The following is a 23,626-nucleotide window of genomic DNA, read 5'->3' as shown; positions in this document are numbered from 1 at the left end:
ACAGAGAAATGTCAGGTACAGATAAACTCAAAGCCTTGGATATCGCTTTAGGACAAATAGAGAAGCAGTTTGGCAAAGGAGCAGTCATGCGTCTTGGCGAGGCTTCAACAAAAATGGCGATTGAAGTCATTTCTACCGGGGCCTTGGCTCTGGATGTGGCACTGGGAGCCGGAGGAGTGCCCCGAGGAAGGGTAGTGGAAATCTATGGACCGGAATCCTCAGGAAAAACTACAGTGGCTTTGCATGTGATAGCTGAAGCGCAAAAGGCGGGCGGAGTTGCGGCCTTTATTGATGCGGAGCATGCTCTTGATCCCGAGTATGCCAAAGCACTTGGTGTGAACACGGATGAGCTGCTGATATCACAGCCCGATACGGGTGAGCAGGCTTTGGAAATCTGTGAAGCTCTGGTTCGAAGCGGAGCAATTGATGTTGTAGTGATTGATTCGGTGGCGGCGCTTGTGCCGAGGGCGGAAATCGAAGGGGAAATGGGAGATTCTCATGTTGGCTTGCATGCCAGACTGATGTCTCAGGCCCTGAGAAAGTTAACGGGAGCAATCAGCAAAAGCCGGACCTGTGTAGTGTTTATTAATCAAATACGGGAAAAAGTCGGGATCATGTTTGGCAACCCGGAGACAACCACAGGAGGCCGGGCTTTGAAGTTTTATGCTTCCGTAAGGCTTGAAGTGAAAAAACAGGATGTGATTAAGCAGGGACAGGATGTGATCGGAAACAGAACCAGAGTAAAAGTAGTCAAGAATAAAATTGCCCCTCCTTTTAATCATGCGGACTTTGATATCATATACGGGGAAGGTATCTCGCGGGAAGGCAGTCTGGTAGATTTGGGAGCGGAAACAACGATAGTAACAAAATCGGGGGCCTGGTATTCCTATCAGGGGGAGAGGCTTGGGCAAGGAAGAGAAAGCGCCAAGGAATATTTACGCGATCATCCTGAGGTCAGGCAGGAAATAGAAGCAAAGATACGCGAGAAGCTATTGGTTAATAAAGGCAAGAGTCCTGCAAGCAGTGAAGCTGATCCGGAAAGCAGCGAAGAGTAGCGAAAGGAGCATTGATGAAGAGCGCTCTAAGCGAAGCCTTGAAAATCATTTCCCGCCGTATGGTCACATCAGATCAGCTTGAGACCAGGCTGAGCGGGAAAAATTATCAAAAGCAGGAAATCAAAGAAACGATAGAGAAGCTGAAAGCTTGGAATTATCTTGATGACAGGCAATATGCCGAGGCCTTTTGCAGAGCAAAAGCCGGAAAGTATTCGCGGGCTCGCATAAGACAGGAACTGGTCGTCTCAGGGATAGGAGAAGGAATAATTTCTGAAGTGCTTGAGAGGCTTTATCCGGAAGAGGCTGAATATGCTTATCTCAAGAGCATTCTTTCTAAATACATGGAAGAAGAAAAAAATAAAATGGCAAGAAGAGAAGCCAAAAAACAAGCCGAGAATATCTGCCAAAAAGTTGGACAAAGATTATACCGAAAAGGGTATCCTTATCGTTCTATTCAAAGAGCGCTTGAAGAATCAAATCATATTTAAAGAAAAAAGAGAAACAAATTAATTCGTAAGAATAGAAAAAACATTTTTGTGGCATTCCTTCAAGGAATGCCGCTTGACATTGCAGTTACATTTCATTAAACTAAAATTTGTAGACTTTGTCTCTTGAATTAATAACCTTAACGGTTTCTCTTATATATTTTTTTCTTGAACATGGAGTGCGTGACAAGTAAAGATATTTAAATATACAAAGGGAAAAGTATATCCTTGTTGGGTTAGAATGAAAGAGGCTGGTCATACCAGTTTTTTTTAGTGTTAATAAAAATTTATTTATTCATTTATTACTAAGGAGGTGAAAAATGTGGGATCATCAGCAATATTTGGCGTATTAGGCATATTAGCTGGGTTGCTGGTTGGTGCTGTTGCTGGTTGGCTTGTTCGCAGAAACGTTGCTGAAAAGGCGATTGGCTCTGCTGAAATAGAGGCAAAAAAGGTCCTGCAAAATGCGGAGGCCAATGCCGAAGCGAAAAAGAGAGAATCTGTTGTAGCTGCAAAAGAAGAAGTAATGCAGATCCGGAATGAGGTTGAAAAAGAAACCCGGGAACGCCGGAGTGAGTTACAGAGAATGGAAAGGCGTTATCTGCAAAAAGAAGAGACCCTGGAGAGAAAAATTGAGGCGATTGAAAGAAGAGAAGATCATTTAATTAAAAAAGAAGCAGAAGCCGAAGAACATAAAAATGAACTGAAAGAACTTGTCAATAAACAGATGGCGGAACTGGAAAGATTATCAGGACTCACACCGGAAGAGGCAAAACAGATTCTGTTAAAAAGTGTTGAGGATGAGGTCCGCTATGAATCCGCCATAATGATTAAGGAAATTGAGGGCAGGGCAAAAGAAGAGGCGGAGAAAAAGGCAAAAGACATTATTTCTCTCGCTATTCACAGATGTGCGGCCGATCATGTGGCAGAAAGTACAGTATCGGTTGTCGCCTTACCCAATGACGAAATGAAGGGCAGAATTATTGGACGTGAGGGCAGAAATATCAGAGCATTGGAAACCCTTACAGGAATAGACCTGATCATTGATGATACTCCTGAAGCCGTGATTCTGTCCGGATTTGATCCAATAAGAAGAGAAGTGGCCAGATTGGCCTTGGAGAAGTTGATTGTCGACGGTCGGATTCATCCGGCCAGAATTGAAGAAATGGTTGAAAAATCGCAAAAAGAAGTTGAACAGAAGATTCGTGAGGAAGGTGAACAAGCCACCTTTGAAACAGCTGTACATGGAATTCATCCCGAAGTGATTAAATTGCTCGGTCGTTTGAAATTCAGGACAAGTTATGGGCAGAATGTGCTCAAACATTCTATCGAGGTATCACACCTTGCGGGACTGATGGCCGCGGAATTAGGTGTTGATGTTCAGATTGCCAAACGCGCGGGGCTGCTGCATGACATCGGTAAAGCTGTTGATCATGATACAGAAGGAACTCATGTTGAAATCGGCGTAGATATTACCAAGAAATATAAAGAATCCTGGGATGTGATTCACGCAATCGAAGCTCATCATGGCGATACAGAGCCCAAGACAATCGTCGCAGTATTGGTTGCGGCCGCCGATGCGGTTTCTGCCGCACGTCCGGGGGCCAGACGCGAGACACTGGAAACATACATTAAACGTCTTCAAAAACTGGAAGAAATTGCAGAGAACTTTGAAGGTGTCGAAAAATCTTATGCCATCCAAGCCGGAAGAGAGATCAGAATTATTGTGAATCCGGAGAAGATTGATGATGTATTGGCACCGAGAATGGCTCGCGATATTTCTAAAAAAGTCGAGGAAGAGCTTGATTATCCCGGACAGATCAAAGTGGTGGTTATTCGGGAAACCAGAGCTGTTGATTACGCAAAGTAATTCCTGATCTAATTTTTGATTTGTATGATCATTGCTCCAGCACAAGGCGGGTGTCTGAAAAGATTACCTGCTTTGTTCAATGATTCGGGTTATATTACCAATCAATCCGAGAAGGACATCTCATGATATTTGCAGAATAATCAAGGATATATTTTATATTCAGAAAGAGAATAGGAAGGAAATAAGATGTCTGTTCATGATCCAGTCAATATGAGTAGCAGTTATAGCAATTATTCCGCCAACTTGTTGGTTTCCGCTTTGCTGAGATATCCGGAAATAGGCACGATGAGTTGTGTGCGGGAAAACCAGGCTTTGGTCATAAAATTCATCGTTACGGATGATCATAACTATGAAAGCTTAGAGAAAAAGCTTAGGCAGGCGTTGGAGATCTATCATAAAATCGAAGGAAGAAAAATGAGTCTTTTTGAGATGAATATTCAGGGATCTGATCCAAGTATCCTGGTGATTAAAAGAGATATTGCCAGCATGTCTCAGACTGAAATGAATCTTCTGGTAGAGATGATCAAAATGGAATGCGGAAAAAATTTAGTTCAGGAAGAAAGCAACCTGCCGGAAGATGATATCATTTTTCAGGACGAGGTGATTAATCATATGCTGGCTGTGCTTCGTTCTAATGGTACTGAAAAAAGCTTTACGGCAGTACGTGAAGAGGGAAAAGTACTTGTATTTAATGGATAATGATTCTGTTCGATTGGGTGGTGAAACGGGTGAATGTTTTATTTATTGGTGATATTGTTGGAAAACCAGGAAGAGAGGCAATCAGGAAATACCTGCCTGAACTTCGGGATGAGTACAAACTGGACTGTGTCATTGCCAATGCGGAGAATGCTTCCGGCGGCAGGGGTCTGACGAAGGATGTGGCCCGGGAGATCTACCAGCATGGAGTAGATGTGATTACGATGGGTAACCACGTATGGGATCAACGAGAAATTATACATTTTATTGATGAGGACAATAAACTTGTCCGTCCCGCCAATTATCCCAGAGGGGTACCGGGAAAGGGTTTTTTGGTGTGTTCTAAAAATAAGATTAAAATTGGGGTCATTAATCTTGCCGGGCGGGTTTTTATGACCCCGCTGGAAAATCCATTTACCATGATCATTTCTTTAGTCAATAAAATCAGGGAAGAAACCCCGATTATTTTAGTTGACTTTCATGCAGAAGCCACATCGGAAAAAGTCGCCATGGGATGGTTCCTTGATGGAAAAGTCAGTGCGGTATTGGGAACACATACGCATATCCAGACAGCCGATGCCAGAATATTGGACAATGGAACAGGCTATATCACGGATGCGGGGATGACCGGCCCGCGGAATTCGGTTTTAGGAGTCAAAAAAGAAATCATAATCAATAATTTTCTAACTCAAATGCCGGCCAGATTTGATGTGGCAGACGGAGCTGTCCAAATCAATGGCGTCTTTTTAGAAATTGATTCTCAAACAGGTAAAGCGAAAAAGATACTCCCTCTTCAAAGATATTAAAAAACTAATTAATAGAATTAATTGAAAAAAATTCAAAAAACTCTTATTGGATAAAAAGGATTTTTTTTCTATATCACGAATATGTATAACATGAAGTGGAAATACATGTAAACGGTTAATAGGAGGTATTTTGAATGGATGTCTTAAAAGTCTCAGCAAAATCAAGTCCAAATTCTGTGGCAGGAGCGTTGGCTGGGGTCATTCGAGAAAAGGGCGGGGCCGAATTACAGGCTATTGGGGCAGGTGCGCTTAATCAGGCAGTTAAAGCAGTTGCGATTGCCCGAGGATTTGTTGCTCCCAGTGGAGTTGATCTGGTTTGTATACCGGCTTTTACTGATATCCAGATTGAAGAGGAAGAACGGACAGCGATTAAACTAATTGTTGAGCCGAGATAAATGAGTATAAAAAACCACCTGCCTTTGGGCAGGTGGTTTTTTATACTTGATGAAGAATATTAATTTGACGGTCATGGAGGTACTTATGGGGAAATTCCGGATTATTGACGGTCATTGTGACAGTCTTGGCCAGTTGGTTTCAGGGGAAAGGAGTCTTGTGGAGGAAACTTTGACAGGGCACTGGGACCTCGTCAGGGCCCGCAAAGGAGATATTGCTCTGCAGTTTTTTGCCGCTTATATCGAAAGTGAATACAAGCCATTTCTGGCGCGGCACAGGGGTCTAGAGCTGATCGAAGCAGCCCTTGCCTTTGTTGACCGCAACAAAAATGATGTTTGTCTGGTCAAGGATAAAGAAGATCTGGCCAAACTGGGCCAGGAGGATAAAATAGGATTATTGTTAAGTGTAGAAGGCGGAGAAATTCTGGGGGAAGATCTGTGGATGCTGGATATTATTTTTCGCCTTGGAGTCCGCAGCCTGGGATTGACCTGGAATCAGCGCAACGCCATAGGTGACGGAGTAGGAGAAAGGGAGAGCTGTGGCAGGTTGTCCAATTTCGGGAAAGAAGTCATAAAGAAAATGAATGCCTTGGGAATGTTAATCGACGTTTCCCATCTCAGTGAACCTTGTTTTTGGCATGTGCTGGAAATTTCCGATCAGCCGTTTATCGCTTCACATTCCAATGCGTATTCCGTATGCGCTCATCCCCGAAATCTCACGGATCACCAGTTACGGGCGCTAAGAGACAGAAAAGGTCTGACCGGAATAAATTTTTGCCCTGATTTTGTAAAAATGAACGGCAAAGCGTCAATCCCGGATTTGGTTGAACATATCTGCCATATTGCGGAAATCGCGGGTATTGAGACTATTGGACTGGGATCGGATTTTGATGGAATTGAGGAAACACCCCGGGGTTTGGAATCGGCCGCAAAGTATCCGGCATTGCTGGAAGAATTAGATAAAGCTGGTTTTAGTGAAGAAGAAATCCAGAAAATATGCTATGAGAATTTTGAAAGAGTGCTGAATGATGTGCTAAAATAGCTTCATATTCTAATTTACGCTGAAAGGGCAAAAAGGATGGCAAATAGAAAGATGAAAATGAACATTGAAGCTGATCTGCATTGCCATACAAACATGTCCGACGGCTTGATGGATCCGGCGGAGGTTGTGAGGATCGCGGCCCAAAAAGGCTTAAGCGCCCTTGCGATTACAGACCATGACACGATTCAGGGCTTTGCCGAAGGGAAGAAAGCAGCTCTGCAATACAACATAGATTTTATTCCGGGCATTGAGATTAATACAGATTGGTGTGGCAGGGAAGTTCATATTCTCGGCTATGGGATTGATCCCGAATCCCGGGAATTCAATCATAAGCTTGCTGTGATCAGAGACAAACGCAAGGAGAGAATCAATAAAATTGTGGAGAAGCTCAGGGGATTGGGCCTGGACATTAGCATTGAAGAAGTGGAGAGTAAAGGAAAGGGAGTATCTATCGGCAGGCCTCATGTAGCTCAAGTATTGGTTGACCGGGGTTATGCCCGGAATGTAAAAGATGCCTTCAGCAATTATTTGGGGATAGGAACGCAAGCCTATGTGCCGAGATACAAGCTGAAACCCGAAGAAGCCATTGCGATGATCAGAAAGGCAAAAGGGGTGGCTGTACTGGCCCATCCCGGAGCGCAAGGTCTTTTTTGGGAAATAAGCCGCTGGAAAGATGCGGGACTTCAAGGGATTGAGGTCTATCATCCTGAACATCATGAAGAGAGTATAGAAAAATATACAGGATTGGCAGCCAAAATGGGACTGGTGATTACCGGGGGATCAGATTTTCACGGGGAAAGCATTAAACCGGGAATCGGTATTGGCGACTGGGGAGTGGATAAAATCACGGTTGCCGGATTAAAAGAGTTGTTTAATCGCCAAATCTGCTGAGATTGGAGTAATAGAATGAACATTGCCCATAGAATTCAAGGATTTGAACAATCAATCTATTCCCGTCTGAAAGAATTGAAGGAAGAAATTTTTCGGGAAGGTACGGCATTAATCGATCTCAGTATTGGGACCCCGGACATGGCGCCGCCGGAAAAGATTAAAAGAATAATCAGCGATTGTGCTCTGGATTCAAAAGCTTATGACTATACATTAACCAGAGGCACGGAACAAATCCGGCAAGCTTGTGCAGATTGGTATAAAAGGCGTTTTGATGTTGAATTGGACCCTCAAAGTGAGGTTCTGCCCCTGATGGGCTCCCAAGATGGGCTTTCCCATATATTTTGGGCTTTTGTGGATAAGGGCGACTATGTGCTGGTTCCGGACCCCGGGTATCCGATTTATTCAGATGGGCTGGCTCTTGTTGAGGGAATTAAAGCACCCATGCCTCTGAAAGAAGAAAATCATTATTTGCCGGATTTATCATCGATCGATGGACATACTGCGCAAAAAGCTAAAATGATGATGCTGAACTATCCGAATAATCCAACGGCAGCAACGGCACCTCTGGATTTTTTTCAGGAGGTTGTTGCTTTTGCCAAAAAAAATAATATTATTGTTTGCCATGATGCCGCATACTCTGAGCTGTATTTTGAAGAGCCCAAGCCCCCGAGTTTCTTACAGGCCGAGGGGGCCAAAGGGGTAGGAGTGGAATTCCATTCTTTGTCCAAGACCTATAATATGGCCGGAGCAAGACTCGGCTTTATTGTGGGCAATGCAGAGATCATCAAAGCTTTGGAAACAGTGAAATCCAATATTGACTATGGGATATTCAGGCCCGTATTATCCGCCGGTGCGGCAGCATTATCGGGAATTTGTGATGAGGCGGCAAAACGAAACCGGGAAGTGTATAAGAAAAGAAGAGATATATGGATAGCAGGCTGTGCTCAGGCGGGATGGAAGATGCCGGTTTCCCAAGCATCAATGTATATCTGGGCTCCTGTTCCGACACAGCAGGATTCTTTTTCTTTTTCCAAAGACCTGGCTAAGGCCGGTGTTATGCTTATTCCGGGAGCGGCTTTTGGCAAACACGGTGAAGGATATGTGCGAATTGGCCTGGTGCAAGAAGAAAAGGAGATTGAGAAGGCGGTTGAAATTGTCCGGGATTTTTTAAATAAGAGGATTAAAAAAGATGCTTCAGGTATAGAATATGAATAAAATATATCTATATTTGGGAGCAGAAAATGAATACAATAAACCAAGAGACAATAAGCCTCAAAAAAAGGGTTCTGGAGCTGGAAAAGCAGCTTGATCATTTGAGATTAAGCAGAAGGGTCCTGATGGATCTCTTAGAACAGGTTGAGAAAGAAAAGGACAATTTAATGCATAAGCTGGGAAGGAAAACGCAAAAAAATCTCTTGACCGGGAAAAACGTCTGTCACAAACAAGGGGCAGTTTTAGAGATAAAAAATTACTTAAGAAAATCATAATTTTCATCAAAAACATATTGCTTTTTCCTTTCTGATCATATACTATAGTCTAAAGGTGATGAAACACTGTTTCTTATAGTAAAACGCTGATGGTAGGAGGGTTGCTTTGATGAAAAGAAACAAACCTGTTAGAACAGAAATAAGGACCTTAAATCGACTTAGGAGTTTAAATCAGAACTAATAAAAATTTTTTTATTAAAAATGAGAAACTGCGTTTTGTTATATGAAACAAAGTTTGCGGTTTTTAGTAAGTAATAGAGAAGCCCTAAGCAAATAATCTAAAGAAAATAAAAATGGCTATAGAGAATAGCGATAAAGATGGGTATCTGGTTAATTTTCAGCATAATATGAAACGAAGTTTTAATATGCGAAACAAAAGGTGCTAAAGTATTGATTTTAGATGGAGGGAAGAAAAATGGCTTTGACAGAACAAGAAAGAAATGAATACAAACAAAAAATAACAAATATAGCAAATAGCTTTCAATCCAAAAAGGCCAATGATCATCTCAGAAGCAGAACTGAGGAAGCGGAAGGAAGACTTGAATTTTGGCAGGAAAGGGCTTCAACGTTAAGCTGGTTCCAAAAATGGGATCAGGTTCTTGAATGGAGTTACCCTGATGCCAGATGGTTTGTCAATGGAAAGTTAAATGCTTCCTATAACTGTCTTGATCGCCATTTAGACAGCTGGAAAAAGAATAAGCCGGCTTTGATTTTTGAGGGGGAAAAAGGAGACCATAAGGTTTACACATACAAAGAGCTGCATGCCGAAGTAAACAAATTTGCCAATGTTCTCAAGTCGCGCGGTGTCCATAAGGGTGAGATTGTCACAATCTATATGCCCATGATTCCGGAAGCCATCATCGCAATGCTGGCTTGCGCAAGACTGGGAGCGCCGCATAATGTTGTTTTCGGCGGCTTCAGTCCGGAAGCATTGAGAGAGAGGATCAATGACACAAAATCAAGATTCCTTATTACCTGTGATGGCGCTTATCGCAGAGGAAACCTCCTGCGTGTAAAGGAAAATGTTTGTGCGGCCTTGAAGGAAGCAGACAGTGTTGAAAAGGTATTTATCGTTAAACGCGCCAATATTGATATTGAAATCATTGGCGGCCGGGATATCTGGTATCATGAGGCAATGGAGGAGGCCGGTGAAGACTGTCCGCCTGAAATCATGGATTCTGAGGATATGCTGTTTGTTCTCTATACCAGCGGTTCAACCGGCAAACCTAAAGGGATCGTTCATACGACCGGCGGCTATCTGACAGGGGCTTCAACAACCCTGGAATATGTGTTTAACATGAAGCAAGATGATGTTTACTGGTGTACCGCTGATGTAGGCTGGATTACAGGTCACAGTTATCTTGTTTATGGTCCGCTTCTCAACGGGGCTACGATTGTCATGTATGAGGGGGCTCCGGACTATCCGTCAAAGGACAGATACTGGGAAATTGTCCAGAAGCATGGTGTGACCATTCTGTACACCGCACCGACCGCAATCAGGACATTCATGAAGTGGGGAGTATCCTATCTGGAAAAATGGGACCTTTCAAGCCTGAGAATCCTCGGAACGGTAGGGGAGCCAATCAACCCCGAAGCATGGAACTGGTTCCATAAAAATATTGGCGGCGGCAGGTGCCCGATCATGGATACCTGGTGGCAGACTGAAACCGGAATGATTATGATCAGCCCGCTTCCCGGCACCAATCTGAAACCTGGATCGTGTGTAGCTCCTTTTCCGGGGATTAAAGCTGAAATTGTTGATAAGAGCGGACAGCCTGTTGCTCCGGGAGAAAAAGGCTTTATTGTCATCACTGAGCCTTGGCCTTCAATGCTGAGGACCATTTATAATGATCATGAAAGATTCAAACAAACTTACTGGAATACGATACCGGGTGTTTATTATGCCGGAGACGGTGCGAAATATGATGAAGACGGGTATTTTTGGGTACTGGGCCGTGTCGATGATGTCATCAATGTCTCAGGGCATAGGATCGGTACAGCCGAGGTGGAAAATATTCTGATTGAACATCCGGTCGTGGCGGAAGCTGCTTGTATAGGAAAGAATCATGAAATTAAAGGGCAGGCAATTGTCGCTTTTGTGACCCTCAGAGAAGGTGTATGCCCAGATTCGGACTTGGTGGAGCTGGCGGAAGAATTGAAGAAACACATTGTTCTTCGAATCGGGGCGATAGCCAGACCCGAAGATATTTACCTCACGAAAGAATTGCCCAAAACAAGAAGCGGCAAAATCATCAGAAGGATTCTCAGAGATATTGCCGAAGGCAGAATGATCGGAGATACGACAACTCTTGATGACGGGTTCAATCTGGAAGAGGTGATGAAGAATATCCTGGTATCCAGTAAAAACGAAGCTTGAGATACATTCCCATAAAGAGGCTGTTGCAGCGGACTAAAATGTTCCTGCAACAGCTTCTTTGTGCGCTTCTGTTGAGTTGATCGATCCTTTTATCGCCTAGTTTCGGTTATCGGCATGATAAAGTAACAGACCGAGGTTTGATTTCGGTTTATGATGATGTTTGATTAGATGCTGAACCTCAGGGGTTGCTCCTGTCTTGCGGGCAAGAAAGCTCCCCCATATAGGGTGTCTTTTATGAATCCTGATCGTTTTTGTCAATAAATTTTTTTTCAAGCAAATCCGTTCTTGCAGGGAGAATGGCAGGTGGAAAAACAATACAATAAATACTCTTTGCCAAAGATACAGGTGAAACAGTGATTTGCCGCAATCATGCAAAAGAGCGGCTGTCATCAATGTGTGGAACTCATCTTCCGAAAGCCCCTGGGCAGGCAGATCACCGGCAACATCCAAAGCATGACGTTGTTCAACAGGGGATTGCTGATAAAAAAGGTTTGTTTGGGAGGGAGAAAGGATTTCTTCCACAAAGGCTTTTTCTTTTGGGGTGATTTTTGGAAAAACCGCTTTATACAATTGGATAACCCGATAAAACATAAGCCACCATCCTTAGTTCACTCTATTTGATTATACAAGATTTATTTTTATTTGAATAACGATTGATTATCTAGAGAATTCCGCATATAATTACTCAAATAACAAACAAAACTGTAATAACATGTCCAAAAAAATTAATACGGTTTGTCTGATCAGACTAAACAATAGTTGTTTTTGTTCAAAGGGGACAATTGAAATGCTAGAAAATAAAGAAAAAAGACAATATTTTCGTGTGGATTTATTTCAGGCAATTCCCGCTTCGGCAAAAATTTATGCTGTGAACAGCAGGAGAATTGAGGTTAATAAAATAATTCCTGTTACTTTGCTTAATCTGAGCGGCAGCGGACTGCGGATTCGGATGACCTACAATTTGCCGATAGATGTGATTATCTTAAATATTAATTTTGAATTTGAAAACCAAAATTTTAATGTATGCGCCCGGGTTATTAGAAAAATAAAAAAGGGCACCACATATGAATATGGCATGAAATTTGTTGATTTTCAAAATATAAACGGTTTGATATACTGTTTGAATATGTATAAAATAAAAAATACAAAATTCAGAAAAGTCGAAATGGATTTAAGGGTGCAAAAATATATTGGCTGTTTCGTCAGATTTTTAGACCTCATTGAAAGTCCGGCTTTCATCATTACCGATTACAGGCTCGTCGTGGCGGCCAATGCCTTGGCTCAGGATCAAGGGATCAAATTGGGGGAACGCTGTTATCAGACCGTACACAACAGAACCGCTGTTTGTGAACATTGTAGATTGGAAAAAGCTCTTTGCAGCGATCATCTTATTGAAAATGAAGCGCCATTTGTGAGACAGAAATGTATTGCCCGCTGGCTGAATACTGAAGATGGGCTAATCATCCACTATTTTATATAATTCGTCCCAATAAGCATACTGACGGAGGATGAAATGAGAACAAAATTTGAAGGACAATTGACAGAACTTCGAAAAAAAATCATCAACATGGGCAAGATGGTTGAGAAATCGATTGAAATGGCGATGCAAAGCCTTAAGGAAAAAAATATTGAAATCGCCAAAAAGGTGATTGCAAATGATGAACTAATCAACAATCTTGAACATGAAATTGAGCAGCTGTGTACTCATCTTGTTGCAACCCAGCAGCCTTTTGCTTCAGATCTCCGGACAATCGTGGCTGCTTATAAACTCATTTTATCTCTGGAAAGAATGGGCGATCTTGCCGTAGATATCGCTAAAGTTTCGATTCGTATTGGTGATGTGCCGATCATAAAGCCTTTGATCGATCTGCCTAAGATGGTGGAAATCGTGATTAAGATGATCCATCACTCCATAGGCGCCTATATCAATATCGATGTGGATGCGGCAAGAAAACTGGCCGAAATGGATCATGAAGTGGATCATTACTATAAGAAAATTTTTGTTGAGGTTCTCGAGATCATGGAGAAAAACCCCAAAACTGTTCCGCAGGCAGTGCAGCTTCTCCTGGTCGCCCGCTACGTTGAGAGAATAGGAGACTATTGCACCAACATCGGAGAAGAAGTCATCTATATGGAACTGGGAATCAGAGAAGATTTGAACAAGGATTAATCCGGTGTGTTTTGTGACCAAAGTATGAGCAAATAAAGATGAATGGATAAATAACTTTTGCGGTGAAGGAGCGAAGCCTCACTGTAAAAGTTATTTTTTTGTCTAAAATTCCAGGATGGTATTTCTGGCGCTCCGGGGGCGTAATTATTTAACAAAAAGATAATGCAGGGAGGAAGCGATTAGTGGATGAAGTAAACTGGAAATTGTTATGTGAACAAAATCCTGAAGTCTTCGCAGCATCAGAATGGAATATTTTCTCGGAAGAAAAAAGAAGAAAATGGCATTTGCCGTCCCAATATTGTTACCTGCAAGCGGGGGGGATGAATTTAAGGATAGGGATCATTGCCGCTCAAAAAGATTATAAGGAGGAAGACTTTTTACTTGCGGGAGTGCTTTTTGGGAGCAGGATCGGAAATGGGGTTCGTACACTCATTTATTTTGTCGCCCCGGATTTTAACGCGGTCTTTTTCAAGGCGATTTCGCAATTAGGCGGTTCAATCATAGCGAAAGCGGTCTATTGGAGGAAAAAGCTTACGCCAAGCCTCTATTTGGTTCGGAATTACAGCACTCTGTCCAGTAAATTCACATTAGAGAAATTTGAAAGCGGCTGGAACAAGTGGGAAAAACAAATTAACCCGGTTGACCGCCGGAATTTACTCATCATTAAACAATACTTTGAAAGCTTAATCCAGAGAAGGGTCAGAACAGTATTCAAGAAAAAACAAATTCTGTTTTGCTGGGGCAATCTGGAGATTGCAGAAATAAAAATGAGAGAGAATAGAATCGAATTGGCAACGAAGGTCAGATGGACGAGAAATAAGGACATTGTCTTGAAATTTCAAAAAACCGGGTGGATAGATAGTGCGGGGAAGATCAATGAGGAGTTTTGCCAGGCTGTTGATGGGATGATTGATTTATTGGAAAACATGGAGATGACCAACGGCTTAGAGGCCAAAGATAAATTGGCCCTCCAGCTGATCTATGATAAAGAGGCGATCAAGAGTCAGTTCGGGAAATGGACAGCATGTCCATGGACGTTTAAAGAACGGGAGGTCAAGCTATTTGATCCGTATAACCTCTATTTCTTTCAAAAAAATGAAAATGAGATTAATATCATTATCCCGGTTATTGAAAAACCGATGTTTAAAATAGTCTGCGCTCTGATCATAAATGCTGTCCTTTGCTGTAATCATATGGGGAGAGAAGAAAACAAGCCGGAGGTGAATATTCAATGGAATGGAAAAATTTTTCTGTTATGTTTGTCCGAATATAAAGAAGAAATCGGATTATGCAGCCAATGGCTTAAAGATATGCAGGATTTTCCGGTCATTTTTCTTCCTGATCACTGGCGAGATGAGGGGTTAAGACAGCTAAAAGAATGAGAAGAATAAAAGGAAAATCATTGAATGACATTGCTTTATTCTTAAGGACATAGTAAGATAAACTTAGTAAAGGCAGCTTACTGGATTTAGAATCGTTTCGAGGTAAAAAAGGGTTGCCCGCATACTGGAGAGAATAGAAAACAAATGATTACATACCGCAAAGCGAAATTGGCTGATGCTGAAGATATACTTAATCTGATCAATGTTTATGCGGAAAAAGGTTTGATGTTGCCGAGAACCAGAAATACGCTGTACGAAGGAATAAGGGAATTTATCGTAGCTCAGGATGACGGGGTGACAATCGGGACGGGTTCCCTTCATGTGTTATGGGGAGATTTATGTGAAATCAGGGCACTTGCCGTTCGGGAAGATTTTTTAGGCAAGGGGATCGGAGGAACACTGGTCGAGCTTTTGTATGAGGAAGCAAAAGATTTAGGTTGTCCGAAAGTATTTGCGCTGACTTATCAGGTTGATTTTTTTAAACACATGGGCTTTCGGCTGGTTGACAAAGAAAACCTGCCCCATAAGGTCTGGAAAGAATGCATTAATTGCGTAAAATTTCCGAACTGTGATGAAAACGCTATGGTGATGCCGGTATTATAAACAGGCCGGTATTATAGATGGCTTGGTATAATCCTTTTAAGTTCAGCTGTTTGGGAGAATTGATGAAAAAGACTGTTGATATCTATACCGATGGAGCATGCTCAGGTAATCCTGGACCCGGGGGCTGGGCCGCTGTTTTAAAATATGGTGAGACCATTAAAGAAATCAGCGGCTTTTCCAGAGACAGCACAAATCAAGTCATGGAACTTACGGCAGTAATTGAGGCTTTGGAGCGTCTGAGCGAGCCCTGTGCGGTGAGGCTTTTTTCTGACAGTGCTTATGTGATTAATGCCTTCAGGCAGAATTGGCTGGAAAAGTGGCAGAAAAACGGCTGGTTGAACACCGCGAAAAAGCCGGTCGCTAATCAGGATTTGTGGAAAAGGCTTCTGCAAGTCGTGAATAAGCATGAACTGGAGTGGATAAAAGTGAAAGGCCACTCAGATAATTTTTATAATAACCGTTGTGATTTTTTAGCCAGAAAAGCGATTGAGAGTAATATTCTGCCCTAAAATATGGATTGATGTCTTAAGGGATATTATTATTGACTAATGGGCAAAAAAGTATAATAATAATAACGAAACTTTGTCTTATATATTGATACAAATGAGGTTTGTTTTAAGTTAGGTGTTTCCAATTTAATGTATTTTAAAATAGAATAGTTTAAGAGGAAAGAAGGGGGGGACAAACTCTTAATAAAGGTCTTTGTCACATTTGTTTCAGTGTACAAAAAATCTTTCATGGAAGGGATAAACTATGGCCAGATTTTTAGAGTATCAAGGTAAGTCATGGCTTGCAAAAGCAGGCATGCCAGTACCAAAAGGACGTCCGGCATCAACTCCTCAGGAAGCTAAAGAAGTAGCTGAATGGATAGGTGGTCCAGTTGCGGTTAAGGGCCAGATTCAAGCGGGCGGACGTGGTAAAGCAGGAATTGTTAAATTAGTCAATACACCTGAAGAAGCTGAAGCAGCAGCAGCAGAAATTCTTGCTAAAACAATTAAAGGACTTCCAATCAGACAAGTCCTGATCGAAGAAAAATTAGATATTAAAAAAGAATTTTATTGCTCCTTTGTGATTAACAACTCCAGAGAAGCAAGATCACCAATGGTCATGTTCAGTACCGAAGGCGGTATGGACATTGAAAGTGTTCCGGAAGAATTGCTCATCAAAGTGAATGTTGATCCGATCAAAGGTCTGCAGACGTATGATGCGATTGATCTTGCGGTAAAAGCAGGAATACAGGCTAAGGATCTCACTAAATTCGCGTCATTTTTCACTAGGCTTAGTCAGACCTTTAAAAAATATGATTGCCAGACATTAGAGATTAATCCTTTTATCATGACCGGTAAAGGTGATCTGATTTGTGCTGACTGCAAAATGGAAATTGACAACAGTGCTGTTGGCCGTCATCCGGAGTTCGGCATTAAAATTGCCCGTGACCTTCCCGGTGAACCAACTGAGCTTGATATTATCGGCTGGAGTATTGAAGAAACTGATGCCAGAGGTACCGGTTTCTTGATGAATATGGGTTATGATGAAGTAAGCCCTGGATATATTGGTTATCATCCAATCGGTGGCGGATCTGCCATGATGGGCTTAGACGCATTAAACCAAGTAGGTCTCAAACCTGCTAACTTTGCTGATACCAGCGGTAATCCTGTTGGTTCTAAAATTTACAGGGTTGCAAAATGTGTTCTTTCTCAGCCAAACATTGACGGCTATGTACTTGGTGGATTCATGATGGCTAACCAGGAGCAATGGCATCATGCCAATGCAATGGTTAAAGTATTGAGAGAAGAGCTTCCCAAGAAACCTGGTCTTCCTTGTGTTCTCCTGTTGTGCGGAAACAGAGAAGACGAATCTCTTGAAATCCTGCGTAAAGGCTTAGCTGATCTGATCACTCCGGACGGCCCCGGCAAGAGAGTAGAGGTTTACGGGAAAGAGCATGTTACCGATACGAAATTTATTGGCGAAAGACTTTTAGCTCTAAGCAAAGACTACAGAGCTGAAAAAGAAGCTCAGGGAAAGTAGGTGTAAACATGCTTGAAATTAAAGAAAAAAGTATTACCGTTAGTGTTGACGCAAGCAAATGTGATGCTTGTCAATCAAAAGCTTGTGCGGAAGCATGCAAAAAGTTTGCCAGAGGAATACTTGTGATTAAAGACGGCAAACCTTCTGTTGCGCATTTGACCGAAAGTGAAGTGCTTCGCCTCGGCACAGAATGTCTCGCTTGCGAAATTGCCTGTCAGTTTGACGGCAATAAAGCAATCAGCATCGATATTGAGGTTGACGGACTTCCTGAATATCTCGCTAAAAGAGGTTTAGCCTGATATAATTGAAAAATTAAAATGAGGGAATTAGTATGGGCATTTTAATCAATAAGAATACTAAAGTAATAATTCAGGGTATTACTGGCCGCGAAGGTTCAGTTAGAACAAAGTACATGAAAGATTACGGAACAAAAGTAATCGGTGGTACCAGCCCTGGTAAAAAAGGTGAAGAAGTTCATGGAATTCCTGTTTATAACACGGTAAAAGAAATTGTTAGAGATCAGGGCGAGATTGACTTCAGCGTAGTTTTCGTTCCTGGTTCAGGGCTGAAAACCGCTGTTTTCGAAGCAGTTGACGCCGGTGTTAAAAACGTTATTCCTTGCGTAGAAGGCACCCCTGTTCATGACATCATGGAAATGGTTGCTTATGTCAAACAAAAAGGCGCCCGTCTGGTCGGACCTGGTTCTATCGGGATCATTACTCCTGGAGAAGCTGTAGTTGGCTGGCTTGGCGGTAATGTTGACTGGGCCAACAAGTTCTTCCAGAGTGGAAACATTGGTGTGTTCTCCCGCAGTGGCGGTCAGTCCGGAACCATTCCTTGGGTATTGAGAGAAGGCGGTTTTGGAGTCAGCACAGTTGTGCATACCGGTACAGAACCGGTTCTTGGTACTTCCATGGCAGACCTGCTCCCATTATTTGAGGCCGATCCGCAGACCGAAGGTGTTGCCGTATATGCTGAAATCGGTGGTTCGCAAGAAGAAGAATGTGCTGAAGTAATTGCCGCAGGCAAATTTACAAAGCCTTTTGTTATTTATGTTGCCGGTGCCTGGGCTCCGGAAGGCCAGCGTTTTTCACATGCTTCTAACATCGTTGAACGTGGTCGTGGTTCTGCAAAAAGCAAAATGGAAGCGGTTACAGCTGCAGGCGGTTTTGTGGCAGACACACCAACCGATATTCCTAAAATCCTGAAACAAAAGCTTAAATAAATTATTTTAGCAAACAAGAATGGATAAAATAAGTTAGGCTCTATGGCTGATAAGCTAAAATATAAAGGGCAAATCGAAGGAGGCGCTTTCTAGAATGGCTGTTTTGAGATCTATTTTCTATGTTCCTGGAAACAATCCTAGATTTATCGAAAAAGCTCCAAGCATTCCTGCAGATGTTTACACACTGGATCTGGAAGATTCTATTCCACCAGCTGAAAAAGAAGCAACCCGTGTGATGATTGCAGATACCATCAAAGGCGGAACTTTAGCAGTAAACGGTGCTCAAGTATGGGTTCGTATCAACAACTGGGAAACTCTTTTAACAAATGACGACCTTGAAGCAGTTGTAATTCCTGGTCTTGACGGTGTTACACTTGCCAAAACCGGTTCTGCTGATGACGTTAAACGTTTGGAATGGAAACTCGAAGAATTGGAACAACGCCGCGGCATTCCCGTTGGTACAGTGAAAATTTCCATGCTTCTTGAAACAGCTAAAGGTATTGCTAATGCCGAAGAATGCTGTTTAGCCAGCAAACGCAATGTTGCAGCGATCTTTGGTGCTGTTGACTACTGCCGTGATATGAGAGTTAAAATCACAGACGCAGCAGAGGAACAGTTATATGGACGTTTCAAAGTTGGTGTTGCTTGCCGCACAGCTGGTATCGTCGCTGTTGATGCTCCATTCGTTTCTTTCCAGAATGTTCCTGCGTTTGAAGCGAATGTTGCAACCGGCAGACAAATGGGTTATGAAGGCCGTATGATCATTCATCCTAGCCAGGTTGAACCTTCAAACCGTTTGTATGCTCCCGATCCTGCTGATGTTGAGTGGGCAAAAGCAGTTGTTAAAGTGTTTGAAGAAGAAGGAATCGCCAAAGGTAAAGCAGCCGTTACCCTCAATGGTAAAATGGTTGATACACCTGTTTATGATAATGCTCGCGACATTCTTTCCGCCTACAATGAAATTCAGGCAAAAGAAGCTCAGAAAAAGGGCTAAATTCAATACTTCAAGCCATCTCGCAGAGATGGCTTGAAGAGTATCCAAGGCCACCTCTGTTGAGGGGGCCTGGAACTTCTCTATGCATGTTCGTTTTTTAACAAGGTATATGTTGTATCTTGATGATACTCATAATAACAAGGAATATCGTTCATAATATTTACTGTTGTTAAAAAAATAAATGAAAGATGAAAGGAAGATAAATCATGTCACGTATTAAAAATCTGCGGGACGAAGCACTTGAATTTCACAAAATTGGTCCTGGTAAAATCGAAGTGAGAGTTACCTGTCCTGCAAAAGACAAAGATGATCTTACTCTTGCTTATTCACCTGGTGTTGCTGAACCGGTAAAAGAAATTGCCGCTGATTTAGATAACCTTGATGTATATACGAACCATGCCAATGCGGTGTGTGTCGTATCCAACGGTACAGCTATTCTTGGTCTCGGTAATCTTGGTGCAGCTGCCGCTATGCCTGTTATGGAAGGTAAAGCGCTTCTCTTCAAAGCTTTCGGTGATGTAGATGCTTATCCGATCTGTGTTGACACCACTGATACAGCTAAAATTGTTGAACTTGTTGAATTAATCGCTCCAAGCTTTGGCGGTGTGAATCTCGAAGATATCAAAGCTCCGGAGTGCTTTGTTATTGAAGATACATTAAAAGCTAACGGTAAGTTTAAAGGCGCGATCTTCCATGATGACCAACATGGAACTGCAGTTGTAACCCTTGCCGGACTTTTCAATGCGTTGAAAGTTGTCGGCAAGAAAATTGAAGATGTCAAAGTTGTTGCTAATGGTGCGGGAGCTGCCGGTATCGCCATTATTAAGCTGCTCATGCATATGGGTCTGAAAAATGTAATCATGTGTGATACGAAAGGTGCTATCTACAAAGGTCGTGCCGAAGGGATGAACAAATATAAAGACGAAATTGCTGAAAGAACCAATGTCAACTTGGTTAAAGGCGATCTTAAAGAAGCAATTAAAGGCGCAGATGTATTTATCGGTATTTCTGCTCCGGAAATGCTTGATGAAGAAATGATTAAGAGCATGGCTCCTAATCCAATTATATTTGCTCAAGCTAATCCAATCCCTGAAATTTGGCCGATCCAAAGAGCTCTTGACGCTGGTGCGGCTGTTATTGCTACTGGACGTTCAGATGTTCAAAATCAGGTAAATAATGTATTGGCATTCCCCGGTATTTTCCGCGGTGCGATTGATGTCAGAGCGACCGATATCAATGACGCCATGAAAGTTGCTGCTGCTAAAGCAATTGCTGATTGTGTAAAACCGGAAGAACTGAATGCGAATTATATTATTCCCAGCTCATTTAATCCTGAAGTTGCTCCTGCAGTCGCTGCGGCTACTGCTCAAGCTGCTATTGATTCAGGAATCGCAAGAAATCCAATCGATCCAGCTAGTATTGCTGAAAATCTCAAGAAAAGAATGGCTAACCAATACAAGAATAAGTTCTAAGTTGTCTTTTCTTCATTAAATTGAATACTTAACTTTGGAGCGGCGAATCTTTTCATAAAATATTTGCCGCTTCTTATATTTGGAGAGAAATTTGCCTGGTAAGGCATACGGCATGAGATATCATTGGGTTGAAGCAGGCCCGCTAAAAGGAGTCTAAAATCAAACAAAATTAGTTTTGTTTAGAGCATATTCTTTGAAAAAAAGATATGATTCTTCAAAGGATAAGTTTTATAAACGAAGAATATATTGGTAAGAAACAATTACTTCCTCTTTATAGCTGAGACAATGAGTTGTCACGAATGCGGCGAGCCGCAAATAATAAGGAAGTTCTTGTTATCGGGTAGAGATTGATTGGAGGTTGCCAGGTTAAAATCATACTTTAATCATTGTCTTACTACATAAGCAGGATGAAAGATTTGGCTGCAGGAAGGGTATGTTCTACGGTTCAGATAGTGGTTAAAATAAGAAATTATGCTTGGCATCAATCTCAAAAAAAGAAAACAGATGTTATTGAACAACGTTCAAACAGTCTGGACTATGGAGCCGAAAAGGCTCCGCTTTTTTATTTATGGAAGAAAAGATATTTCGACAATTGTATTATTCAGAACCTTAATATGATTAAAAAAATATTAAGACAAGATTAAATTTTTGAAATTTATCTCTAGCATTGACTAAAAATTCTGGTATAATGTCATATAGGTGACATAAATATAAGAAATTTATCATTTGCAATTACTCTAAACTCTAAACTGTACATCTTTTATGCTTTAAATGTCGAATTATCAAATATAATAGCATTAAAAATAAGTGAATAATCAGGAAATGATTGGTTGTTTTAGTGAATAAAGTAACTAAAGGAGTTGTTTTTGTTTAAATCTGGTCAGACCATTTAACATGTCGATGGTCTGACCATTGACGCCCGAATGGTTTTATTTATCTATCACGTGTGAGTAGTCACGGCTTTTCCTTCAAAACAGTGAATGCTCCACGATAGAATATAATACAAACTCTTAGCTTATGATTTATACTAAGAGAGTCTCATAAAAAAAGGAGGTAAATTCATGGCAAGTAAAGCAGGGCGAGCTAAAAAATTGTCCAGACGTTCTTTCCTCAAGCTTGTTGGGGGAGCAAGTTTGGTCGGTGTCTCGCTGAATCTGGCTGGATGCGGTAAAGCGTTAACGGCAGAAGAAGCCGTCGGCGGAAATGGTTGGATGCCGTCACAGTACAATGCACCAGGAAACTGGCCAACCAATGTTCGTGGTCGGGTTTCTATTGATCCCGCAAATCCTTCGATTGTCAGAGATGATCAAAAATGTATTCTTTGTGGACAATGTATTGAAGTATGTCAAAATGTTCAAACAGTCTATGGAAACTATGAGCTTCCGATTAAAGATGAGATCGTTTGTGTGAACTGCGGACAATGTACACATTGGTGTCCATCAGGAGCGATCACTGAAAAAGACGAAATCGATAAGGTGCTGCAGGCAATCGAAGACCCGGAAATCACTGTGGTTGTTCAAACCGCGCCCGCAACAAGAGTTGGTCTGGGTGAAGAATTTGGGATGCCGATTGGAACAAATGTTGAAGGAAAACAAGTTGCAGCTCTGAGAAAATTAGGATTTGATACGATTTTTGACACAACCTTCACAGCCGACCTGACCATCATGGAAGAAGGCACTGAATTAGTAAAACGTGTGACGGGCGAACTGAATAAACCTACTCCTCAGCTCACATCATGCTGCCCGGGTTGGGTGAAATTTGTTGAATATTTTTATCCCGATCTTATTCCAAATTTATCATCAGCAAAATCACCTCAGCAAATGGCGGGAGCGTTGATCAAAACTTATTTTGCCAAAACACAAAAGATTGATCCGGAAAAGATTTTTTCTGTCTCCATCATGCCTTGTACCGCAAAAAAATTCGAGGCTCAGCGTTCAGAATTTTCCTCGGCAGACAAAGAGTTTAAGGATAGCAAAGCTACGGCGGATGTAGATGTTGTCCTGACGACCAAAGAGCTGGCCAAAATGATCAAGAAAAAAGGCATAGATTTTGCTTCCCTTCAAGATGAAAAGTATGACAAACTCATGGGTGAAGGAACGGGTGCCGGTGTAATCTTCGGTGCAACCGGCGGAGTTATGGAAGCAGCGATCCGCTCCGTGTACTATCTTGTCACGAAACAGGCTCCGCCTGCGGCTTTGTGGAATTTGACCCCGGTTAGAGGCTTGACTGGTGTAAAGGAAGCTTCTGTCAATATTCCCGGTCTCGGTGATGTGAAGGTTGCCGTTATCTCAGGTTTGGCTAATGCGCGTAAAGTTATGGATCAGGTTAAGGCAGGGAATGCTTCCTGGGCCTTTATTGAAGTCATGGCATGTCCGGGCGGCTGCCAATATGGCGGCGGGCAGCCAAGAGCTGCTGCTCCCCCGAGTGATACGATCCGTACCCAGCGTTCCAATTCTCTCTATACACTGGATAAGAACGCTAAAGTGCGTAACAGTCATGAAAATACAGAAATTACTCAGATCTATAAAGATTACCTGCATGCACCAATGAGCCATTTGGCAGAAGAAATACTGCATACAGAATACGAATCCAGAGCAAATACGTTTACTCCCCAAAAATCAGGAAGTAAATTATCCTAAGTTCAGGAGGTG

General features: G+C 42.1%; 24 protein-coding genes. 23 read left to right on the top strand and 1 reads right to left on the bottom strand.

Annotation, left to right across the window (positions count from 1 at the left end):
• Positions 1-8: 8 nt before the first annotated feature.
• From recA to acs, 11 genes are all read left to right on the top strand, one after another.
• Positions 9-1,055 carry a recombinase RecA gene (gene recA / locus SGLY_RS11020; RefSeq protein ID WP_013625365.1) on the top strand — a complete coding sequence of 349 codons (1,047 nt, stop codon included), beginning with the start codon at positions 9-11 and terminating at the stop codon, positions 1,053-1,055.
• 14 nt (positions 1,056-1,069) lie between these two features.
• The gene (locus SGLY_RS17160) at positions 1,070-1,543 is read left to right on the top strand and encodes a regulatory protein RecX (RefSeq protein ID WP_013625364.1); all 474 of its coding nucleotides are present in this window, start codon (positions 1,070-1,072) and stop codon (positions 1,541-1,543) included.
• Between the two features lie 319 nt (positions 1,544-1,862).
• Positions 1,863-3,410 (top strand): ribonuclease Y, encoded by a 1,548-nt coding sequence (gene rny, locus SGLY_RS11010; protein WP_013625363.1) that lies wholly within the window; start codon positions 1,863-1,865, stop codon positions 3,408-3,410.
• A gap of 186 nt (positions 3,411-3,596) precedes the next feature.
• Positions 3,597-4,109 (top strand): hypothetical protein, encoded by a 513-nt coding sequence (locus tag SGLY_RS11005; RefSeq protein ID WP_013625362.1) that lies wholly within the window; start codon positions 3,597-3,599, stop codon positions 4,107-4,109.
• A gap of 29 nt (positions 4,110-4,138) precedes the next feature.
• Entirely contained in the window at positions 4,139-4,912 is a 774-nt protein-coding gene (locus SGLY_RS11000) for a TIGR00282 family metallophosphoesterase (RefSeq protein WP_041445355.1), read from the top strand.
• Positions 4,913-5,046: 134 nt separating this feature from the next.
• On the top strand, positions 5,047-5,307 hold the full coding sequence (locus tag SGLY_RS10995; RefSeq protein ID WP_013625360.1) for a stage V sporulation protein S: 261 nt from the start codon (positions 5,047-5,049) through the stop codon (positions 5,305-5,307).
• 85 nt (positions 5,308-5,392) lie between these two features.
• A complete protein-coding gene (locus tag SGLY_RS10990; protein WP_013625359.1) occupies positions 5,393-6,346 on the top strand; it encodes a dipeptidase in 954 nt (317 codons plus the stop codon).
• Positions 6,347-6,382: 36 nt separating this feature from the next.
• Positions 6,383-7,237, top strand: a complete 855-nt coding sequence (locus SGLY_RS10985) for a PHP domain-containing protein (RefSeq protein ID WP_013625358.1) — start codon at positions 6,383-6,385, stop codon at positions 7,235-7,237.
• Between the two features lie 15 nt (positions 7,238-7,252).
• Complete coding sequence (locus SGLY_RS10980; RefSeq protein WP_013625357.1) at positions 7,253-8,452, top strand: aminotransferase class I/II-fold pyridoxal phosphate-dependent enzyme; 1,200 nt, start codon at positions 7,253-7,255, stop codon at positions 8,450-8,452.
• Between the two features lie 26 nt (positions 8,453-8,478).
• Positions 8,479-8,724, top strand: a complete 246-nt coding sequence (locus SGLY_RS10975) for a hypothetical protein (RefSeq protein WP_013625356.1) — start codon at positions 8,479-8,481, stop codon at positions 8,722-8,724.
• Positions 8,725-9,139: 415 nt separating this feature from the next.
• Entirely contained in the window at positions 9,140-11,101 is a 1,962-nt protein-coding gene (gene acs / locus SGLY_RS10970; protein WP_013625355.1) for an acetate--CoA ligase, read from the top strand.
• A gap of 96 nt (positions 11,102-11,197) precedes the next feature.
• Here the strand turns inward: acs and SGLY_RS10965 are convergent, their stop codons facing one another.
• On the bottom strand, positions 11,198-11,692 hold the full coding sequence (locus tag SGLY_RS10965) for an HD domain-containing protein (RefSeq protein ID WP_013625354.1): 495 nt from the start codon (positions 11,690-11,692) through the stop codon (positions 11,198-11,200).
• A 196-nt stretch (positions 11,693-11,888) separates the two neighbouring features.
• On the opposite strand from SGLY_RS10965, the gene SGLY_RS10960 reads away from it, so the two are divergent.
• From SGLY_RS10960 to SGLY_RS10905, 12 genes are all read left to right on the top strand, one after another.
• The gene (locus SGLY_RS10960; RefSeq protein WP_013625353.1) at positions 11,889-12,581 is read left to right on the top strand and encodes a PilZ domain-containing protein; all 693 of its coding nucleotides are present in this window, start codon (positions 11,889-11,891) and stop codon (positions 12,579-12,581) included.
• A gap of 33 nt (positions 12,582-12,614) precedes the next feature.
• Positions 12,615-13,271, top strand: a complete 657-nt coding sequence (phoU, locus tag SGLY_RS10955; protein ID WP_013625352.1) for a phosphate signaling complex protein PhoU — start codon at positions 12,615-12,617, stop codon at positions 13,269-13,271.
• A 182-nt stretch (positions 13,272-13,453) separates the two neighbouring features.
• Positions 13,454-14,653: a hypothetical protein gene (locus tag SGLY_RS10950; RefSeq protein ID WP_013625351.1), complete on the top strand. Its 1,200-nt coding sequence runs from the start codon at positions 13,454-13,456 to the stop codon at positions 14,651-14,653.
• Between the two features lie 144 nt (positions 14,654-14,797).
• Positions 14,798-15,256, top strand: coding sequence for an N-acetyltransferase (locus SGLY_RS10945; RefSeq protein ID WP_013625350.1), 459 nt, complete (start codon positions 14,798-14,800; stop codon positions 15,254-15,256).
• Positions 15,257-15,318: 62 nt separating this feature from the next.
• On the top strand, positions 15,319-15,765 hold the full coding sequence (gene rnhA, locus SGLY_RS10940) for a ribonuclease HI (protein ID WP_013625349.1): 447 nt from the start codon (positions 15,319-15,321) through the stop codon (positions 15,763-15,765).
• A 244-nt stretch (positions 15,766-16,009) separates the two neighbouring features.
• Positions 16,010-17,284 (top strand): ATP-grasp domain-containing protein, encoded by a 1,275-nt coding sequence (locus SGLY_RS10935; RefSeq protein ID WP_013625348.1) that lies wholly within the window; start codon positions 16,010-16,012, stop codon positions 17,282-17,284.
• Between the two features lie 8 nt (positions 17,285-17,292).
• Positions 17,293-17,583, top strand: a complete 291-nt coding sequence (locus SGLY_RS10930) for a hypothetical protein (protein WP_013625347.1) — start codon at positions 17,293-17,295, stop codon at positions 17,581-17,583.
• A gap of 32 nt (positions 17,584-17,615) precedes the next feature.
• The gene (locus tag SGLY_RS10925) at positions 17,616-18,509 is read left to right on the top strand and encodes a succinate--CoA ligase subunit alpha (RefSeq protein ID WP_013625346.1); all 894 of its coding nucleotides are present in this window, start codon (positions 17,616-17,618) and stop codon (positions 18,507-18,509) included.
• A gap of 94 nt (positions 18,510-18,603) precedes the next feature.
• Positions 18,604-19,503, top strand: coding sequence for an HpcH/HpaI aldolase/citrate lyase family protein (locus SGLY_RS10920; protein WP_013625345.1), 900 nt, complete (start codon positions 18,604-18,606; stop codon positions 19,501-19,503).
• Between the two features lie 206 nt (positions 19,504-19,709).
• Complete coding sequence (locus SGLY_RS10915) at positions 19,710-20,975, top strand: NAD(P)-dependent malic enzyme (RefSeq protein WP_013625344.1); 1,266 nt, start codon at positions 19,710-19,712, stop codon at positions 20,973-20,975.
• A 407-nt stretch (positions 20,976-21,382) separates the two neighbouring features.
• Entirely contained in the window at positions 21,383-21,619 is a 237-nt protein-coding gene (locus SGLY_RS10910) for a hypothetical protein (protein ID WP_041444787.1), read from the top strand.
• 417 nt (positions 21,620-22,036) lie between these two features.
• The gene (locus SGLY_RS10905) at positions 22,037-23,614 is read left to right on the top strand and encodes a [FeFe] hydrogenase, group A (protein ID WP_013625342.1); all 1,578 of its coding nucleotides are present in this window, start codon (positions 22,037-22,039) and stop codon (positions 23,612-23,614) included.
• The last annotated feature ends 12 nt before the right edge of the window (positions 23,615-23,626 follow it).

This window comes from Syntrophobotulus glycolicus DSM 8271 (assembly GCF_000190635.1).
Classification (GTDB): domain Bacteria; phylum Bacillota; class Desulfitobacteriia; order Desulfitobacteriales; family Syntrophobotulaceae; genus Syntrophobotulus; species Syntrophobotulus glycolicus.
The sequence above is the reverse complement of the archived record's forward strand: the minus strand, read 5'-3'. Positions and strand labels throughout refer to the sequence as shown.

Bases quoted from the DNA above. Each gene is read 5' to 3' on its own strand.
- SGLY_RS10925 (WP_013625346.1), top strand. From the start codon at position 17,616: ATGGGCATTTTAATCAATAAGAATACTAAAGTAATAATTCAGGGTATT.
- SGLY_RS10915 (WP_013625344.1), top strand. From the start codon at position 19,710: ATGTCACGTATTAAAAATCTGCGGGACGAAGCACTTGAATTTCACAAA.
- SGLY_RS10920 (WP_013625345.1), top strand. From the start codon at position 18,604: ATGGCTGTTTTGAGATCTATTTTCTATGTTCCTGGAAACAATCCTAGA.
- SGLY_RS10985 (WP_013625358.1), top strand. From the start codon at position 6,383: ATGGCAAATAGAAAGATGAAAATGAACATTGAAGCTGATCTGCATTGC.
- SGLY_RS10945 (WP_013625350.1), top strand. From the start codon at position 14,798: ATGATTACATACCGCAAAGCGAAATTGGCTGATGCTGAAGATATACTT.
- acs (WP_013625355.1), top strand. From the start codon at position 9,140: ATGGCTTTGACAGAACAAGAAAGAAATGAATACAAACAAAAAATAACA.
- SGLY_RS10980 (WP_013625357.1), top strand. From the start codon at position 7,253: ATGAACATTGCCCATAGAATTCAAGGATTTGAACAATCAATCTATTCC.
- SGLY_RS10995 (WP_013625360.1), top strand. From the start codon at position 5,047: ATGGATGTCTTAAAAGTCTCAGCAAAATCAAGTCCAAATTCTGTGGCA.
- SGLY_RS10965 (WP_013625354.1), bottom strand. From the start codon at position 11,692: ATGTTTTATCGGGTTATCCAATTGTATAAAGCGGTTTTTCCAAAAATC.
- SGLY_RS10960 (WP_013625353.1), top strand. From the start codon at position 11,889: ATGCTAGAAAATAAAGAAAAAAGACAATATTTTCGTGTGGATTTATTT.
- SGLY_RS10935 (WP_013625348.1), top strand. From the start codon at position 16,010: ATGGCCAGATTTTTAGAGTATCAAGGTAAGTCATGGCTTGCAAAAGCA.
- SGLY_RS10910 (WP_041444787.1), top strand. From the start codon at position 21,383: ATGAAAGATTTGGCTGCAGGAAGGGTATGTTCTACGGTTCAGATAGTG.
- rnhA (WP_013625349.1), top strand. From the start codon at position 15,319: ATGAAAAAGACTGTTGATATCTATACCGATGGAGCATGCTCAGGTAAT.
- SGLY_RS10930 (WP_013625347.1), top strand. From the start codon at position 17,293: ATGCTTGAAATTAAAGAAAAAAGTATTACCGTTAGTGTTGACGCAAGC.
- SGLY_RS11005 (WP_013625362.1), top strand. From the start codon at position 3,597: ATGTCTGTTCATGATCCAGTCAATATGAGTAGCAGTTATAGCAATTAT.
- SGLY_RS17160 (WP_013625364.1), top strand. From the start codon at position 1,070: ATGAAGAGCGCTCTAAGCGAAGCCTTGAAAATCATTTCCCGCCGTATG.
- phoU (WP_013625352.1), top strand. From the start codon at position 12,615: ATGAGAACAAAATTTGAAGGACAATTGACAGAACTTCGAAAAAAAATC.
- SGLY_RS10975 (WP_013625356.1), top strand. From the start codon at position 8,479: ATGAATACAATAAACCAAGAGACAATAAGCCTCAAAAAAAGGGTTCTG.
- SGLY_RS10990 (WP_013625359.1), top strand. From the start codon at position 5,393: ATGGGGAAATTCCGGATTATTGACGGTCATTGTGACAGTCTTGGCCAG.
- SGLY_RS10905 (WP_013625342.1), top strand. From the start codon at position 22,037: ATGGCAAGTAAAGCAGGGCGAGCTAAAAAATTGTCCAGACGTTCTTTC.
- recA (WP_013625365.1), top strand. From the start codon at position 9: ATGTCAGGTACAGATAAACTCAAAGCCTTGGATATCGCTTTAGGACAA.